This window comes from Rhizobium sp. 3T7, assembly GCF_020166565.1.
Classification (GTDB): Bacteria; Pseudomonadota; Alphaproteobacteria; order Rhizobiales; family Rhizobiaceae; genus Rhizobium.
The window spans coordinates 386786-403006 of record NZ_JAIQXS010000003.1 but is presented as its reverse complement, the minus strand read 5'-3'; the positions used below and the strand labels follow the sequence as shown (position 1 = coordinate 403006).

14 protein-coding genes are annotated in these 16221 nt (G+C 61.6%); 6 read left to right on the top strand and 8 right to left on the bottom strand.

The genetic code is table 11. The features are described from left to right. Positions 1-137: 137 nt before the first annotated feature. Both dapE and K9B32_RS07190 read left to right on the top strand, forming a co-directional pair. Entirely contained in the window at positions 138-1331 is a 1194-nt protein-coding gene (dapE, locus tag K9B32_RS07195; protein ID WP_224561264.1) for a succinyl-diaminopimelate desuccinylase, read from the top strand. Next, the gene (locus tag K9B32_RS07190; protein WP_224561263.1) at positions 1318-1914 is read left to right on the top strand and encodes a hypothetical protein; all 597 of its coding nucleotides are present in this window, start codon (positions 1318-1320) and stop codon (positions 1912-1914) included. The genes dapE and K9B32_RS07190 overlap by 14 nt, the downstream gene beginning before the upstream one ends. A gap of 16 nt (positions 1915-1930) precedes the next feature. Here K9B32_RS07190 and K9B32_RS07185 read toward each other — a convergent pair whose 3' ends face one another. After that, positions 1931-2830: a LysR family transcriptional regulator gene (locus K9B32_RS07185; RefSeq protein WP_224561261.1), complete on the bottom strand. Its 900-nt coding sequence runs from the start codon at positions 2828-2830 to the stop codon at positions 1931-1933. A 186-nt stretch (positions 2831-3016) separates the two neighbouring features. On the opposite strand from K9B32_RS07185, the gene K9B32_RS07180 reads away from it, so the two are divergent. Beyond that, a complete protein-coding gene (locus K9B32_RS07180; RefSeq protein WP_224561256.1) occupies positions 3017-4180 on the top strand; it encodes a serine hydrolase domain-containing protein in 1164 nt (387 codons plus the stop codon). A 6-nt stretch (positions 4181-4186) separates the two neighbouring features. Here K9B32_RS07180 and truA read toward each other — a convergent pair whose 3' ends face one another. The 4 genes from truA to K9B32_RS07160 form a co-directional block, all read right to left on the bottom strand. Continuing rightward, complete coding sequence (gene truA, locus K9B32_RS07175) at positions 4187-4999, bottom strand: tRNA pseudouridine(38-40) synthase TruA (RefSeq protein WP_224561254.1); 813 nt, start codon at positions 4997-4999, stop codon at positions 4187-4189. Next, complete coding sequence (fmt, locus tag K9B32_RS07170) at positions 4999-5934, bottom strand: methionyl-tRNA formyltransferase (protein WP_224561252.1); 936 nt, start codon at positions 5932-5934, stop codon at positions 4999-5001. Before fmt ends, truA begins: the two co-directional genes overlap by 1 nt. 111 nt (positions 5935-6045) lie before the next feature. Further along, positions 6046-6564, bottom strand: coding sequence for a peptide deformylase (gene def, locus K9B32_RS07165; RefSeq protein ID WP_224561245.1), 519 nt, complete (start codon positions 6562-6564; stop codon positions 6046-6048). A gap of 97 nt (positions 6565-6661) precedes the next feature. Continuing rightward, complete coding sequence (locus tag K9B32_RS07160; RefSeq protein WP_224561243.1) at positions 6662-8158, bottom strand: methyl-accepting chemotaxis protein; 1497 nt, start codon at positions 8156-8158, stop codon at positions 6662-6664. Between the two features lie 196 nt (positions 8159-8354). Between K9B32_RS07160 and K9B32_RS07155 the strand changes: the two genes are divergently transcribed. The 3 genes from K9B32_RS07155 (at position 8355) to K9B32_RS07145 (ending at position 13087) form a co-directional block, all read left to right on the top strand. Further along, on the top strand, positions 8355-9581 hold the full coding sequence (locus tag K9B32_RS07155; protein ID WP_224561241.1) for a DNA recombination protein RmuC: 1227 nt from the start codon (positions 8355-8357) through the stop codon (positions 9579-9581). Positions 9582-9629: 48 nt separating this feature from the next. After that, entirely contained in the window at positions 9630-10529 is a 900-nt protein-coding gene (locus tag K9B32_RS07150; RefSeq protein ID WP_224561239.1) for a ribokinase, read from the top strand. Between the two features lie 218 nt (positions 10530-10747). Further along, complete coding sequence (locus tag K9B32_RS07145; protein WP_224561237.1) at positions 10748-13087, top strand: methyl-accepting chemotaxis protein; 2340 nt, start codon at positions 10748-10750, stop codon at positions 13085-13087. 70 nt (positions 13088-13157) lie between these two features. Here the strand turns inward: K9B32_RS07145 and ptsN are convergent, their stop codons facing one another. The 3 genes from ptsN to rpoN form a co-directional block, all read right to left on the bottom strand. Beyond that, positions 13158-13622, bottom strand: coding sequence for a PTS IIA-like nitrogen regulatory protein PtsN (gene ptsN, locus K9B32_RS07140; protein ID WP_007529605.1), 465 nt, complete (start codon positions 13620-13622; stop codon positions 13158-13160). Positions 13623-13686: 64 nt separating this feature from the next. After that, positions 13687-14262 carry a ribosome hibernation-promoting factor, HPF/YfiA family gene (gene hpf / locus K9B32_RS07135; protein ID WP_224561230.1) on the bottom strand — a complete coding sequence of 192 codons (576 nt, stop codon included), beginning with the start codon at positions 14260-14262 and terminating at the stop codon, positions 13687-13689. A 253-nt stretch (positions 14263-14515) separates the two neighbouring features. Then, entirely contained in the window at positions 14516-16075 is a 1560-nt protein-coding gene (gene rpoN, locus K9B32_RS07130) for an RNA polymerase factor sigma-54 (RefSeq protein WP_224561228.1), read from the bottom strand. Positions 16076-16221: the final 146 nt, after the last annotated feature.

Genomic DNA, 16221 nt, shown 5'->3' with positions numbered 1-16221 from the left:
CCTGCGTGTCTCGGGCGATACGCGCGGCCCGAACGCTGACAGTCGGACTTGATCCGGCAAAATGACGGCACATTTCAACAAGGCGGTATCGCCGCCTTGCCTTTTCTTTGCCACTACCGCTGGATAGTTCCACTCCCATGACCGCTACCGATCCCGTCGCCAATCTTCAGACCCTGATTCGCTGCCCGTCCGTCACGCCCGCCGAGGGCGGCGCGCTTTCGGCGCTTGAGGCGATGCTGTCGCCGCTCGGCTTCAAGGTGGACAAGGTGAAGGCGACTGCGCCGGGAACGCCCGATATCGAGAACCTCTATGCACGGCTTGGCGATGGCGGCCCACACCTGATGTTTGCCGGGCATACCGATGTGGTCCCCGTTGGCGACGAAGCCGCCTGGACGCATCCGCCCTTTGCCGCCGAGATCGCGAACGGTGAACTGTTCGGGCGTGGCGCCGTCGACATGAAGGGCGGCGTTGCCTGCTTTGTTGCGGCCATCGCGCGCCATATCGAAAAGCATGGCGCGCCGAAGGGCTCGGTCTCTTTCCTGATCACCGGCGACGAGGAAGGCCCGGCGATCAACGGCACGATCAAACTATTGAAATGGGCAGCCGAACGCGGCGAACGCTGGGATGCCTGCCTCGTCGGCGAGCCGACCAACCCCGATAAGCTTGGCGACATGATCAAGATCGGCCGCCGCGGTTCGCTCTCCGGCAAGATCACTGTGCACGGCGTCCAGGGCCATGCCGCCTATCCGCATTTGGCCGACAACGCGGTGCGCGGCATCCTGCAGCTGACGCAAGCACTGATGGACCCGCCGTTCGACGGCGGCACCGACAACTTCCAGCCATCCAACCTCGAAGTGACGACAATCGACGTCGGCAATCCGGCGACGAACGTCGTGCCTGCCAAGGCAACGGCGAGCTTCAACATCCGTTTCAACGACACCTGGACCGCCGAGAGCCTGCAGCAGGAGATCCTGCGCCGCCTCGATGCCGCCGCTGCGGAAGGCGTGCTTCGCCCCGGCCGGCCGCCACTCAAATACGATATCGTGTGGGCGGAGCGGCCGAGCCACGTCTTCCTGACGCGCAACAATGCGCTGATCGCCTCGCTTTCTTCCGCCGTCGAGAGCGTCACCGGCCAGTCGCCGAAGCTCTCCACCACAGGCGGCACCTCCGACGCCCGTTTCATCAAGGATTATTGCCCCGTCGTCGAATTCGGTCTCGTCGGCCAGACCATGCACATGGTCGATGAACGCGTCGCTGTTTCCGACCTCGAGCGACTCACGGTAATCTATGAAACCTTCATCGAGCGCTGGTTTGCGAATGCCGGGCTTTAGGGAAGTTCAGTACTATCTCGCCGGAATCTGGCTGCTGATCCGCATGGATCCGCGTGGCTTCCGTTTCCTCGACATGTCGGAGCGCGGCGTCAACCGTTCGTTCTGGGCGATCTTCTGGTGCCTGCCGCCGATGGGAATCTCGTGGCTCTGGTGGCGCCAGGCCTTCCTGCAGACGATGCCGCCGCATACCAATGTCGGCGCCCTCTTCTATTTCCGGCTCGGGCTTGTCGAAGCCGCCAATTGGTTCGTCCCGCTGGTCTTTGCGGGCTTGTTACTGCTCGCCTTCAAGAAGGGCGAGCGTTTCGCGCCCGTTATCGTCAGCGTTAATTGGCTGGGCGTGCCGCTCTCCTACGTCAACGGCTTGCTGCTCGCACTGGTCTTCTTCCTGCCACAGATGGTCGGCCTCGTCTCGCTGCTGCTGCTGGCCTTCATGCTGGCACAGGTCTTTGCGATCGCACGCATTCTCAGGATGATCTTCTACGGCCAGGGTCTGATGGTCGGCGCGTTGACGCTGGTGCTGCTGGTGCCATCGCTGATGCTGTCGGAATACCTGCAGCGCTTTCTGGGCATCTATCCAATATAGATCCGCCGGAATCGTTCTATTCCGACAGTGCGGCCATGCGCGCCTTCAGGAGGTCGATCATCCCTTTCACCTTCGTCGTCAACGCGCCCGGCGGTCGGAGCGCGTGGATGCCGCTGCCGTCTGGTCTCGGCGGCAGCGCGGGGAAGAGCCGCACCAGCCGGCCGTCCCGGAGCGGCTCGGCCACCAGCCATGTTTGCAGATGGATGATCCCCAGCCCTGCGATGGCGCTTGCAAGAAGCCCGTCCATGTCGGCGCAGACAAAACGACCGGAAACCTCGAGCCGGTCTTCCGAGCCGGTTTCGCCGAACTGCCACATCCCAGCCTTCATCGGCTTCGGTGTGGTCAGGCAGGCGTGATGCACGAGGTCTGCCGGGACCGCCGGAACGCCGTGGCGCTGAAGATAGGACGGCGCGGCGCAGACGACGCTCTCCGTTGCCGCAAGCTTCGTCACGAGAAGCGCGGAATCCTGCAGCTTGCCGATGCGGACAGCAAGATCGATGCTCTCCCCGATGGGATTCACGGCCCGATCCTCCAAAGACAGTTCGAGATGCACCTTCGGGAATCGTTCCAGATAGATCGGCACCAACGGAACGACGTGACGCCGGCCGAAACAGACCGGCGCCGAAATCGTCAGCCATCCCTGCGGTTCGCTCGCCATTGCCGCGACAACGCTCCGGGTCTCCTCGAGCTGGCCAAGCGCCTGCCGGGCGCGATGGCAAAGTGTCTCCCCCGCTGACGTCAATGCGAGCCGACGCGTGGACCGATAGAATAGCTCCACCCCGAGTTCACTTTCCAGCAGGTCGACCTGCCGTGATATCGACGACGCCTGCATGCCGAGTTCCCGACCGGCAGCGGAAAAGCTTCCCGCGGCAACGACCTTGAGGAAGATGTCCAATCGATCCGCGAAACCCGTCATCTTTGCGCCCTATGCTCAGCTCCTGAGAATATAGAGCCGATTATCGCAGCTGTGCGCAAGTATTAAGGTCTTCGCTGTCGTCACACGAGCCCTCCTTGGCGCGACCCACCTCTTCCGGATTTTACACACCGCTGGTCCCGCGGGCGGCTGACCGATACTGCACGCCATTTCTTTGAGAGGAAAAACATGCCTTCCGATACAATCGCCATCAGACCGAACCCGCAAATGACTCGGCTGCTCGACAGCGCAATCGACTCCGCACTGGAAGAGAAGCGGCTCGTTGGAACTGTGGTCCTCGTCGCCCAGGAGGGCAGCATCGCCTATAGTCGCGCCGCCGGCATGGCGGATCGGGAGAACAGCCTGCCAATGCGCACGGACACGATCTTCCGGCTTTCCTCGGTGACCAAACCGATCGTCACCATCGCCGCCATGCGGCTCGTCGAAGAGGGACAGATCAATCTCGCTGATCCTGTCACTCGCTGGCTGCCCTATTTCCGTCCACGGCTGCCGGATGGATCTGCACCGGCCATCACGATCCATCATCTGCTGACGCACACGGCGGGCCTCGGCGACAGTTTGACAGGCGACGGGGGCGAAGGGAGGCCAGAGGGCACCAATCTCGCGGGCGGACACCCTGCCTGCATCGCGCTCGAAGAAAAACTTCGCCGGCTTGCGAGCGAACCGTTGCTTTACGAGCCCGGTGGAGCCTGGCGCTATTCGATCTCGATGGATGTGCTCGGCGGCGTCATCGAAAAAGAAACCGGCGGCCCGCTGGGCGAAGCAGTCGCCGCGCTCGTCACTCAACCGCTCGGACTTTCCGATACCGCGTTTCATGTAACGGATCGTGGTCGTCTTGCCGTCCCTTACAAGAATGCGACGCCGGAACCCGAGCCGATGGCGTGCGAGGATTCGGTCGTCACCTCTTCCGGCGTGATCCGCTATTCGACGGAGCGCATCCTCGATCCTCACAGCTATCACTCCGCCAGCGGCGGCATGGCAGGCACGGCCGAGGACATCCTCGCCATACTCGAAACCGTTAGACGTGGCGGAGCGCCGCTGCTTGATTCAGACACCGTTTCCGCAATGGTCCACGACCGGACGAAGGGCCTTGCTGAGCTTGCGCGCGCCGGGCTAGGTTTCGGCTACGGCTGGGCTGTTGTGACCGATCCGGACCGTTCCGACTTGCCGCTGGCTCCGGGAGCGCTCCAGTGGGGCGGCGTCCACGGCCACTCATGGTTCGTCGATCGGGAAAGGAAACTGACAGTGGTGGCGCTTACGAACACAGCGCTCGAAGGATTGTTCGGCGCCTTCCCGCTGGATATCGGCAAGGCCATCTATCGGGCCCTGTAGGCCGGGTCATGATAGCTCGTCACCGTCATCGCTGTCGCCGCCCTCCAGCAGCGGGCGGCGATCGGTGATCACCGCCGGATAATCCACCTGCATGAAGTAAAGTCCATCCGGGGGTGCAACGGGACCGCAGGCCTTGCGGTCGCGGGCATCCAGCGCGGCACGGACATCGTTCGGCGTCCATTTGCCCTCGCCCGCAAGCTTCAGTGTTCCCGCGAAAGAACGGATCTGGTTGTGCAGGAAGCTTTGGGCGGTGGCGCGAATCTCGATCAATTCGCCGTTTCTTGTCACGTCCAGCCGATCGAGCGTGCGGATCGGACTGTTGGCCTGGCAATGGGCGGAGCGGAACGTCGAGAAATCGTGCTTGCCGACCAATGTCTGCGCCGCTGCATGCATGGCCTCGTGATCGAGCGGCTTCGGCACCCACCAGGCCTTACCGGCCTCAAGCGCCAATGGCGCGCGACGGCTGATGATGCGATAAAGATAGTGGCGCCGCAGTGCCGAGAAGCGGGCATCAAAGAACTCGCTTGCCGCTTCCACACTGATGATCGCGACCCGCTCGCCCGCCAGCTTGAGATGGGCGTTCACCGCGTTCTGGAGCTTGAAGGCCGACCACTCTCTGGAAAGGTCGGCATGAACCACCTGCCCCGTAGCATGGACGCCGGAATCGGTGCGGCCCGCCCCACGGACCGAGACCGTCTCTCCGCTTGCCGACAGGATCGCCTTCTCGATCGCGCCCTGAACGGAAGGTCCGTTTTCTTGCCGCTGCCAGCCGACGTAAGGACCACCGTCATATTCGACGATCATGCGATAGCGATGCATCAGGACAGCCTCGTGCCAGATGCGAGCGGTGTCCCACGCAGGAAGTCGGCGGTCGGCAACTGCTTGCCACCGGCCTTCTGCAATCTGGTCAGGCGAACGGCGCCGGTTCCGCAGGCAACGACAAGATCGTCTGTCAGCAGTTCGCCGGCGCTGCCGCTGCCTTGCGCAATCTCCGAGGCCAACACCTTGACGCGCTCAGGCTTGCCGCCAGTTGCCACTTCGAGCCATGCGCCCGGAAATGGTGCCAGACCGCGAATGTGATTGTGAACTTCAGCGGCGTCTTTTGAAAAATCGATCCGCGTCTCGCCCTTGTCGATCTTGGCGGCGTAGAGCACGCCGTCCGAGGGCTGCGGCGTCAAGGGAAGGTCGCCCATTTCGAGTTTGACCATTGCCTCAGCCATCGCCTTGGCACCGACATGCATCAGCTTGTCGTGCAACTCCCCGGCCGTAGTGTTGGCGCCGATCTCGACTTCGCTGGTGAGGGCCACCGGGCCGGTATCCAGGCCCTTATCCATCTTCATCACCATCATGCCGGTCTTCTGATCGCCGGCCATGAGCGCTCGCTGGATGGGGGCAGCACCCCGCCAGCGCGGCAGCAGCGAGGCATGACCATTATAGCAGCCGTAACGCGTGCCAGTCAGGATAGCTTCCGGCAGCAGCAGGCCATAGGCAACGACAACGGCAACGTCGGCATCGCATGCCCGGAAGCGTTCACGCTCTTCCGGATCCTTGAAATTCACTGGCGTAAAGACGGGGATACCGAGCAGTTCGGCAGCCTGATGAACAGGCGACTTCTGCAGATCGAGGCCACGCCGTCCGCCCGGCCTTGGCGGTTGGCTGTAGACAGCGAGGATCGTATGCCCGGCATCGACCAACGCTCGCAGGGTCGGAACGGAGAATTCGGGCGTACCCATGAAGATGATGCGAAGCGACATTTTATCCCGCCATGTTTCCGGTCGGCCTCTTCAAACGGGATTGCGAGCGCCAGATCAAGCCGTCGGATCGCAATCGGCGCACTGCAAGCCGGCTGCCGGCGCAACTCAGAGCTAGAGCGCCTTCGCCGACTTCGCGGCCTTGGTGAACTTCTTGATCACCATGTCCCGCTTGAGGCGAGAGATGTGGTCGATGAAGAGCACGCCGTTCAGGTGATCGATCTCATGCTGCAGGCAGGTCGCGAGCAGGCCGTCGGCCTGCACCGCCTGCTCCTTGCCGTCTCGGTCGAGGTACTTGACGGTGACCGTCGCCGGGCGTTCGACTTCGGCATAGTAGTCAGGGATGGAAAGGCATCCCTCCTCATACACCGAGCGCTCGTCGGACGATGCGAGGATCTCCGGATTGACGAATACGAGGGGCTGCTTCTCTTCGCCTTCACGGGAAACGTCAATCACCAGCATGCGGCGCGGCACGCCGATCTGGATGGCAGCAAGGCCGATACCTGGCGCGTCATACATGGTTTCAAGCATGTCGTCGGCAAGGCGCTGGAAATCGGCATCGACGCGCTCGATCGGCTTGGAAACCTGACGAAGCAGCGGATCGGGGAGAATGATGAGTGGCTTGATGGTCATGGCGTTCCCATAACGCATCTTTTTCCAGGATGGAATTATCCGGCAGGCGGGTGGAGCGCTTTTTTACGCTCCATCCCTGAATTTAGCCGCATTCCCGTCAGGCGGCGCGGCGCGGGGCGGCCATCGAACGATGTCCGACGCCGGTGCGGAAGCGCTGCAGCAGCGCCACCAGATTATCGACCTCGCCGCGAAGGCGCCGTGTCTCGGCTGAGGTATTCTCGACCATACCCGAGTTCTGCTGCGTGATGGTGTCCATGTTGCGAATGGCGACGCTGACCTCGTTGACGCCGGTCGCCTGATCGCGTGCCGCAGCCGCGATATCGGCGACGAAGCGGTTGATGATATCGATGCGGTTGATCATGTCGTTCAGTGCCTCGCCGGTGCTGCTGACGATGTCGACCCCTTCATTCACCTGTGACGAGCTTTCCGAAATCAGGTTCTTGATCTCCTTGGCCGCGTCGGCGGTGCGTTGCGCGAGTTGGCGGACTTCCTGCGCCACGACGGCAAAACCTTTGCCTGCGTCGCCGGCACGCGCAGCTTCAACGCCGGCGTTCAGCGCCAGCAGGTTCGTTTGGAAGGCAATTTCATCGATCACGCCTATGATCTGTGCGATCTCGGTCGATGACTTTTCAATACCGGCCATCGCGGAAACGGCGCTGGTGACGAGTTCGCCCGAACTCTTGGCCTTCTGCTGGGTCTCGCGAACAGCACCGGATGCCTTTTCGGCGTTTGCGGCCGTCTGGCCGACGCTGACCGAGAGTTGCTGCAGTGCCGCCGAGCTTTCCTCGACGCCGGCGGCTTGCTGCGCCGTGCGCAATGCAAGATCATCCGAGGCCTTGGCAATCACGTCCGTGCCCCTCAGGATTTCACCCGAAGTTGCCCGTACCGACGCGAAGGACGTACGAAGAGCAGCGACCGCGCGATTGTAATCGTCGGCCATGCTCTTGAAATTGCCGGGGAGGTCGGGCGGTAGCGTCGCCTCGAGATCGCCGTTCGAGAGCGCTTCCAGGCTGCGGCGAAGATGATCGAGAGCGATTGCCTGATCCTGCTCGGCTTTCGCCCGCTCTTCCTCCAGCTTCCGGCGTTTCTCTTCAAGTGCTTCGAGGTAGACCGAGATCGAGTAATCCATATCGAGCATCCCGGCCTTGATAACGGCGGCGAGCTTCTCGGCCAGCACCTTGCCCTGCTGCCTGGCGAACATCGAGGGCCACTGCTTGGCCATGAGGCCCTTCACGAGTTCACTCATCAGCAAGGCATAGCCACCAATGTACCAGCGCGGCTCCAGCCCGATGCGGGCATGCGTCTTGCCAACCGCAACCACGCCTTTCACATAGGCCTCGTCGAAGTTGCCGCCGGCCAAATTGGCCCAATGATCTTCCTGGCGCTTCTTGGCGTGCCCCATATGCGCCTTGTCGGCAAAGAAGCCCGCGACCTCGGATGTCTTCGCCAACTTCGCGTAGAACTTGTCGAGGGCGCCGCCGAGCAGCTCCGCGATCGCCGGGCGCATCTCGCGAAGCGCCGTGCGGGCTCCATCATCCAACTCGATGAAATCGAGGCGTTGCTTGAGCGCGCTGTCGGACTGCTGGCTGGTCATGATGTCTCTGCTTTGCGATTGATGCTGAAGGAAATTTGAGCAGAGCTTTTGCGCAATATGGTTGAGCAATGGTTAAATGCGCTTCCGATTCGTCAGTTGCCGTTTGCTTTCTGATGTCATTTGGTTTGCCGGAAAGCTTGTGGGCTGTTCACGTTTTGATCTGGATATCTCATTTGAGTTTGCTATTGTTGCCAGCATGAACCCCAGCTCTGAGTCGTTTCTCCTTGCCCTGTCGCAGACAAGCCCCGCCATGCTGGCCCTTACCGGAGGCGCAATCGCCGCGCTGATCCTACTTCTGGTCGTCCTCCTCGTCCGCAGCGGACAGGTCCGGCGCGAGCAGGCCGAGGTCGCGAGCCTTCGTGCCGCCGAGACGGACGCCCGCATGGCCGAGCTTCTGAAGATCCAGGCCGAGATGCATGGGCGCATGTCGACGATGGCCGAAGTCTTCGGCTCCAGGCAGTCCGAACTCAACCAGGCGATCAACCAGCGCCTGGACGGAATGTCGCAGCGCGTCAGCACGACGATCAGTGAACAGACCAAATCGACGCACGAGAACCTGCAACGGCTGCAAGAGCGTCTCGCCGTCATCGATGCCGCCCAGAGCAATATCCAGACGCTGGCGAAGGACGTCGTCGGTCTGCAGGCGATCCTCTCCAACAAGCAGACGCGCGGCGCTTTCGGCCAATCGCGCATGGAGACGATTGTCGCCGATGGCCTGCCGATGGGCGCCTATGCATTCCAGCAAACGCTGTCCAACGGCTCGCGTCCCGACTGCACGATCCGCATGCCGAACGGCGCGCCGCCGCTGGTGATCGACGCGAAATTCCCGCTCGAAGCCTGGAACGCGATCCGAGACGCGGGCGGACCGGATGGAGCCAAGGTTGCGTCGCAGCAGTTCCGCCGCGACATGGAGACGCATATCCGCGATATCTCGGAGAAATACCTGATCCAGGGGGAGACGCAGGACACGGCCTTCATGTTCGTGCCATCGGAATCGATCTTTGCCGAGATCCATGAGAATTTCGAAGCGATCGTGCAGAAGGCACACCGGTCGCGCATCGTCATCGTGTCACCTTCGCTGCTGATGCTCTCCATCCAGGTCATTCAGGCGGTGCTCAAGGATCAACGGATGCGGGCCCAGGCACATGTCATTCAGGGCGAGGTCGCGAGCCTGATGGACGATCTTGGCCGCCTCGACGAGCGCGTGCGCAAGTTGCAGGGCCATTTCGCGATGGCGCAGAAGGATGTCGACATGATCATCACGTCCGCCGACAAGCTCAACAAGCGTGGAGCGAAGATCGAGGCTCTGGAGTTCGAGGGCGGCGACAGCGGCAAGGCCACGGCACGAGATAATGACCCGGCGCCGAAATCCGTCGACAGCCGCAGCGGGCTTCTCAAGCTCAGGGTGGTTGACGACGAGTAACGCCTTCGGGCAGTGTCGCGCCCAAGAAAAGCATCGGACGGGACACCCATGATCACAGTTTTCGGCTCCATCAATATGGACCTCATCGCCACCACCGCGCGCTTGCCGAAGCCCGGCGAAACGGTCGCTGGCAACGGCTTCTCGACGGCGGCGGGCGGCAAGGGCGCCAACCAGGCGCTTGCCGCGCGACGCGCCGGGCGCACCGTTCACATGGCAGGCGCCGTCGGTCGGGATGGCTTCGCAGAGCCGGCGCTCGCATTGCTGAAGGAGGCCGGCACGGGGCTTGAAACCGTCAAGCAGGTCGACGAGCCGACCGGAACCGCGCTGATCCTCGTCGGTGGCGACGGCGAAAACATGATTGCTGTTGTGCCCGGTGCAAACGGCACGATGACGCCGGCCGATGCCGATGCAGCGATCGATGCCATGAACAAAGGCGACATCCTGATGCTTCAGCTCGAAGTGCCTGTTCCGGCCGTCGAGCGGGCGCTGGCCGATGCCCACGCCAAAGGCGTGACGACCGTGCTCAACCTTGCCCCACTGATCGATGATGCGCCGCGCCTCGGCCGCCTTGCCGACATTGTTATTGCTAACGAAACAGAGTTCGAGCGCCTCGCCGGCCAGGAAAACATGGGAGCGGATGATCGCGAAGCCGCACTGAAGCGGCTGAATGCGGAAACTGGGCAGACCTTGATCGTAACGCTCGGCGCAGACGGCGTGATCGCGATCCGGAATGGTGTCATTTCCCGTGCCAAGGGGCTGAAGATCGAGCCCGTCGATACGGTCGGCGCCGGCGACACCTTCTGCGGCTACTTCGCGGCGAGCCTGGACGAAGGGCTGGATTTCGAGGCCTCCCTGCGGCGTGCGGCCGTCGCCGGCTCGCTCGCTTGCCTGAAGCAGGGTGCCCAGCCATCGATCCCCTCGAGCGCCGAAGTCGCAAACGAGCTATAGGGCAATTCGTCCCGCGACATAGTGGAGCGGCTTGCCGCAGGTCCCCATCCATTTTCGTTGGATTTCATTGAAATTTAAGAGGTTCCGGCGATGTTCCAGCATCACCGGATCTCTCCCAGGGACCGGCTTCTGTAACGGCTGCTCCATGATGGGGCGACGCCCTCCTCCCTGTGCCGATGAATGCCCCGTCCGGCACATCCTTGCTCCCCGAGGAATCCATGTTCATCTTTCGCATGAAATCGCTTGCAGCCAAGCTTATCCTCATTACCGGCATTGCCATCGCCCTCGTCCTCCTCGTTTCCAACTTCTTTCTCATCGGTGAGACGCGCAATCGCGTCCAGACACTCACTATGGACCAGGCCAATCTGGAAGCGAAGGCGATAGCCAACGAGGTCGCCTCTTCCGTCGGTGAACTGGCAGGGGCGGCACGCTCCATGGCTGGCGCGATCGGCCGTGGTCAGGAGGGCAAATATCTCGACCGCAAGGCGGTTCTCGACATGCTGAAGGCAAACGTCGAGCGCAACCAGTTTGCCTTTGGCAGCTGGTTCGCCGAAGAGCCGAACGCCTTCGACGGACAGTCGGCCAGCATGGCTGGCAAGGCCGACTTCGGCGCCGCGAAGGACGGTACTTTCAACCCGTACTGGACGAAGAGCAAGGACGGCGGCTTCACGTTCTCCACCTTCGAGTCCGACTACAAGGCTGCCTGGTACGCGCTTGCTGCGCAGAGCAAGAAGGGGGCGCTCACGCCGCCTTATGCAGAAACGACCACCGGCGAAAACACGGCGATGACCTCGATCGCCTATCCGGTCATGTCTGGCGGCAAGATGATTGGTGTCAGCGGTGTCGATATCTCGCTGAAATCGCTCCGCGACAAGCTCTCGACGCTCCACCCCTTCGGCTCCGGCCGCGTCACGCTACTCTCGCAGACCGGTAAATGGATCGTCGCGCCGATCCCCGATCTCTCGATGAAGGATTATGACGGCGAAGGCGCGGATGCGGTGAAGAGTGCGCTCTCGACGCTGCAGCCTGCGGTCGTCAAGAACCTGACCTTCGACGGCTACGAACCCTTCGACCGCGTCGTCTATCCCTTCGCCCTGCCCGACGTGAACACGACATGGGTGATCCTCGTGGACGTGCCGCACACTGCCATCAACGCGCCCGTTCAGGATCAGACCTTCATGATGGTCGTCGCAGGCATCCTCGTGCTTGCCGCAGTCATGATCGCCCTCTACTTCGCCGTCCGCGCCTTCGTTCAGCGCCCGATTGGTGGTCTTGTCGCCAGCGTTAAGAACCTCAGCGACGGGAAGTACGAGCATCCGGTTGCCGGCCAGGATCGCGCCGACGAAATCGGCTCCGTGGCCAAGGCCCTTGAAGGCTTCCGCTTTGCCCTCGCCGACACGCAGCGCCTTGAAGCCGAGGCGAACAACCAGCGTGACGCCGCCGAGGCCGAGCGCGGCCGGTCGGAGGCGGAGCGGCGGCAGTCGGTTACGCTGCAGCGTCACATCGTCTCGATCGTCGGCTCCGGCCTGTCGGAGCTGTCGCAAGGCAATCTCGGCCATCGCATCACCGAGGACTTCCCGGGCGAATACGCCAAGCTGAAGCAGGATTTCAACGCGGCGCTCGAAAGCCTCGAGGAAACCATCAAGACGATGAATCTCAGCGTCGTGAACATCGGCTCCGGTACGAGTGAAATCAGTGGCAGCGCCTCCGATCTCGCCAAGCGCACCGAGCAGCAGGCAGCAAGCCTGGAAGAAACAGCAGCAGCGCTCAACGAGCTCACCGCACAGGTTAACTCTAGCGCCGAGAATGCCCGTACCGCTGCAGATAACGTCAACCTCGCCTGCGAGGATGCGGAGAAGTCGGGCGAAGTGGTGCGCAAGGCGATTGCTTCGATGCAGGGTATTGAACAATCCTCCACCGAGGTCTCGCGCATCATCGGCGTCATCGATGAGATCGCGTTCCAGACCAACCTGCTGGCGCTGAATGCGGGTGTCGAAGCAGCACGTGCCGGTGAAGCGGGCAAGGGCTTTGCCGTCGTCGCGCAGGAAGTCCGCGAGCTGGCGCAACGGTCCGCCAATGCCGCCAAAGAGATCAAGACGCTCATCAACACCTCGGCCGTGCAGGTCAAGGAAGGCGTCGATCTGGTTGGCCGCGCCGGCGACACGCTGCACAAGATCTCCGAGCAGGTGATGGGTATCAATGGCCTCATCCGCCAGATCTCTGCCTCGGCCAGCGAACAGGCGATCGGCCTGAAGGAGATCAACCAGGCCATGAACCAGATGGACCAGGTTACCCAGCAGAACGCCGCCATGGTCGAGGAAACGACGGCAGCCAGCGTCACGCTCAACGATGAAGCCCAGACGCTGAAGCAACTCGTGACACGCTTCCGCGTATCCGGCATGGGTCACGCTTCGGCGCTTCGCTCGACGGCTCAGCAGATGCGCGCGCCAACCGGGGTACCGACCTACCGCCCGGCAGCAGCATCGGCACCACGGCGCGCGGTTCCCCAAACGCACGGCTCAGCAGCGCTTGCCCAGGACAACTGGGAAGAGTTCTAAGCGGATTCGACCACCTGAAACGAAAAAAGGCGCCTGAGCAATCAGGCGCCTTTTGCTGGAATATGAATGCTTAGGCCGCGTTCGAGGTCTGCTCCTCATTGAGGAACGCATAGATCGCCGAAGCGGAGTCGGTCGCACGCAGCTTGGCGACGAGATCATGATCGCGCAGCACGCGGGCGATGCGCGACAGAGCCTTGAGGTGATCGGCGCCCGCGCCTTCGGGCGCCAGCAGCAGAAACACCAGATCCACTGGCTGATCGTCCAGAGCCTCAAAATCCACCGGCTGATCGAGACGTGCGAAGATGCCGACGATGGAGTGGACGCTTGCGAGCTTGCCGTGCGGGATGGCGATGCCGTTTCCGACGCCTGTCGAGCCGAGGCGCTCGCGCTGCAGGACAACATCGAAAATTTCCCGCTCCGAAAGCCCTGTGACTTTCGACGCCTTTGCAGCCAATTCCTGGAGGAGCTGTTTCTTGGAATTTACCCTGAGGGCGGGAATTATCGCATTTTGCTGCAGCAAATCTGCCAATGCCATTTTATTTTCCTTCTGCACCAAGAAAGGGAGAGCGGCAGCCTAACTGCCGCCCTTCGCCCTGATCTCAGCTTTTGATGCTGGCTGCATCGATCCAGCCAATGTTACCGTCGTGCCGACGATAAACGATGTTTAGTTGTTCCTTGCCGGGGCTGCGAAAAAGCAGCAGCGGCTCGTCCGTCATGTCGAGCGCCATCACGGCGGTCGCTACGGACATTGTTTTCAGTTGCTTGGTGCTTTCGGCGACAATCGCCGGCGCGAAATCATCCGGAATCTCGTCGTCGTGGTCCGACATCCCACCCATCACGGTATACGCGACTTCCGCAGAACCATTCTGGTGATTTCCGGAGTGGTGATCCTTAAGTTTGCGCTTGTAACGGCGAAGACGCTTCTCAATCCGTTCGGACGCTGCATCGAAGGCCAACTGCGGATCCATCGCCTCCCCGGCGGCATGCAATACAACTCCGCTATCGAGATGAAGCTTGCAATCGGCGGAAAACCGGGCGTTGGCCTTCTGCACGATCACTTGACCGGAATACCCTCCGTCGAAGTATTTCGTGACGGCGACACCGATTTGGTTCTCGATCCGCTGACGGAACGAGTCACCAATTTCCATATGTTTACCGGATACACGCACACTCATGGAGTTTCCCTTCTTATGGTGGTTTGCGAGTACCAGTCTACGCCAAGGCTCACCCTCATCCAAGCACTTCGCGCGACCCCAAGCAAGATCGGCCGAAGTTCCCGGCTTCAGGCGCCCTGAGGATGATGGGGATAACTTCCAACGCTGTCCACAGCGCCAATTGCGGCGCGCTTCTAGCCAGAAGTTACCAAAATGTCAACAGACACATGCATTAGAACGATGGAATACACGCAGTGGTCGCCTCGGGCAACAGTCAAAACCCGGCGACCTTCGCCAAAGCCCGCTTCTCGCGCCTGCGCTGGACGGACGAAGCGATACTCATCGCCTCGCGATACTTGGCCACCGTACGGCGGGCAAGGTCGACGCCGCCCCGCTTCAGGATATCGACGATATCGTCATCAGAAAGCACGGCATCCGGGCTTTCCTGCAAGATCAGCGTCCGGATCTTATGGCGCACGGCCTCGGCCGAATGGCTGTCACCGCCCTCGACGGCACTGATCGAGACGCTGAAGAAATACTTGAGCTCGAAGAGCCCCCGCGGTGTCAGCATATACTTGTTTGACGTCACGCGGCTGACGGTGGATTCGTGCATCTTGATGGCGTCGGCTACCGTCTTAAGGTTGAGCGGCCGCAGGTGATCAACACCATGCATCAGGAAGGCATCCTGCTGTCGAACGATCTCGCTTGCGACCTTCATGATCGTCTTGGCCCGCTGGTCGAGGCTCCGGGTCAGCCAATTGGCGGTCTGCAAGCATTCCGACAGAAAGGCGTGATCGTCACCACTCTTTGTGACTTTGGAAAAATAGGCTTGATTGACCAGAACGCGCGGCAGCGTGTCCGGATTGAGCTCCACCAGCCAGCCGCCATCGGAGCCCGCGCGCACGACGACGTCGGGCATGATCGCCTCCGACATTCCGGCTTCGAAGCCGGCGCCCGGCTTCGGATTGAGCTGGCGGATCTCGCCCAGCATATCGAGCAGATCTTCTTCGTCCACGCCACACAGCCGCTTCAGCGTCGCGAAGTCGCGCCGGCCCAGAAGCTCGAGATTGCAGACCAACGCCTGCATGGCGGGGTCAAAGCGGTCCTTCTGCCGGAGCTGAATCGCCAGGCATTCGGCCAGGTTGCGGGCGAAAACGCCGGGCGGGTCGAGCGTCTGCAAGGCGGCGATCACGCGCTCGACATCGTCGACGATCGCGCCCAGCCTATCGGCAGCTTCCGTCGCATCGCCCTGGAGATAGCCTGCCTCGTCCAGCTGATCGACGAGGTACTGGGCGATCAGGCGATCGGACATGTCGGGCAGGATAAAGGGCAATTGCTGGGCAAGGTGATCGCGCAGCGAGATCTGACCGGCGACGAAATCATCAAGATCGTAGCTCTCGGCCCCTTCGCCGTTGCCGGGCATCGACTTCCACTGGCTGATCAGCTCGGGAGCATCGGCACGCTGCGGGGCGCCATCATCGGGAAAGACGTTCGCATAGTTGGCGTCGAGCTCATCACTGAGGCGGCTTGCACTGGCGCCGTTGCCACCCTCGTACCAGTCGCCCGACAAAACCTCGGTGCGGCTGTCGTAACCGTCATCGGAGGACTCTTCTGCTTGATGTGGATAGGCCTCGTCTTCCGCGCCACCGCGCTCGGTGCCTGCGTCCGCATCATTTGACGGAAGCTCCAGCAGTGGGTTCTTTTCGACTTCCTGGGCAATGAACTGCATCAGCTCGAAATGCGTCATCTGCAGCAACTGAATGGACTGCATCAGTTGCGGTGTCATGACCAGCGACTGGTTCTGGCGCAGGAAAAGATTGGCCGACAGTGCCATAGCGGACGCGAAACTCCCGTTCGTCTCCTCCGGGAAACCGCGTCCTGTCACGGGCTCAGGCCACGGAAATCCAAGTTGGCCCAAAAATTGCTTTTTTATTCTATTTGGTCAAGCGGAACTGTCACAGAAGGTGAATTTCCGCGGCG

Coding starts and splice junctions, on each gene's coding strand:
- truA (WP_224561254.1), bottom strand. CDS start 4,999: ATGCATCGCTATCGCATGATCGTCGAATATGACGGTGGTCCTTACGTC.
- K9B32_RS07155 (WP_224561241.1), top strand. CDS start 8,355: ATGAACCCCAGCTCTGAGTCGTTTCTCCTTGCCCTGTCGCAGACAAGC.
- fmt (WP_224561252.1), bottom strand. CDS start 5,934: ATGTCGCTTCGCATCATCTTCATGGGTACGCCCGAATTCTCCGTTCCG.
- rpoN (WP_224561228.1), bottom strand. CDS start 16,075: ATGGCACTGTCGGCCAATCTTTTCCTGCGCCAGAACCAGTCGCTGGTC.
- K9B32_RS07145 (WP_224561237.1), top strand. CDS start 10,748: ATGTTCATCTTTCGCATGAAATCGCTTGCAGCCAAGCTTATCCTCATT.
- K9B32_RS07185 (WP_224561261.1), bottom strand. CDS start 2,830: ATGACGGGTTTCGCGGATCGATTGGACATCTTCCTCAAGGTCGTTGCC.
- ptsN (WP_007529605.1), bottom strand. CDS start 13,622: ATGGCATTGGCAGATTTGCTGCAGCAAAATGCGATAATTCCCGCCCTC.
- K9B32_RS07180 (WP_224561256.1), top strand. CDS start 3,017: ATGCCTTCCGATACAATCGCCATCAGACCGAACCCGCAAATGACTCGG.
- K9B32_RS07160 (WP_224561243.1), bottom strand. CDS start 8,158: ATGACCAGCCAGCAGTCCGACAGCGCGCTCAAGCAACGCCTCGATTTC.
- K9B32_RS07190 (WP_224561263.1), top strand. CDS start 1,318: ATGCCGGGCTTTAGGGAAGTTCAGTACTATCTCGCCGGAATCTGGCTG.
- K9B32_RS07150 (WP_224561239.1), top strand. CDS start 9,630: ATGATCACAGTTTTCGGCTCCATCAATATGGACCTCATCGCCACCACC.
- def (WP_224561245.1), bottom strand. CDS start 6,564: ATGACCATCAAGCCACTCATCATTCTCCCCGATCCGCTGCTTCGTCAG.
- hpf (WP_224561230.1), bottom strand. CDS start 14,262: ATGAGTGTGCGTGTATCCGGTAAACATATGGAAATTGGTGACTCGTTC.
- dapE (WP_224561264.1), top strand. CDS start 138: ATGACCGCTACCGATCCCGTCGCCAATCTTCAGACCCTGATTCGCTGC.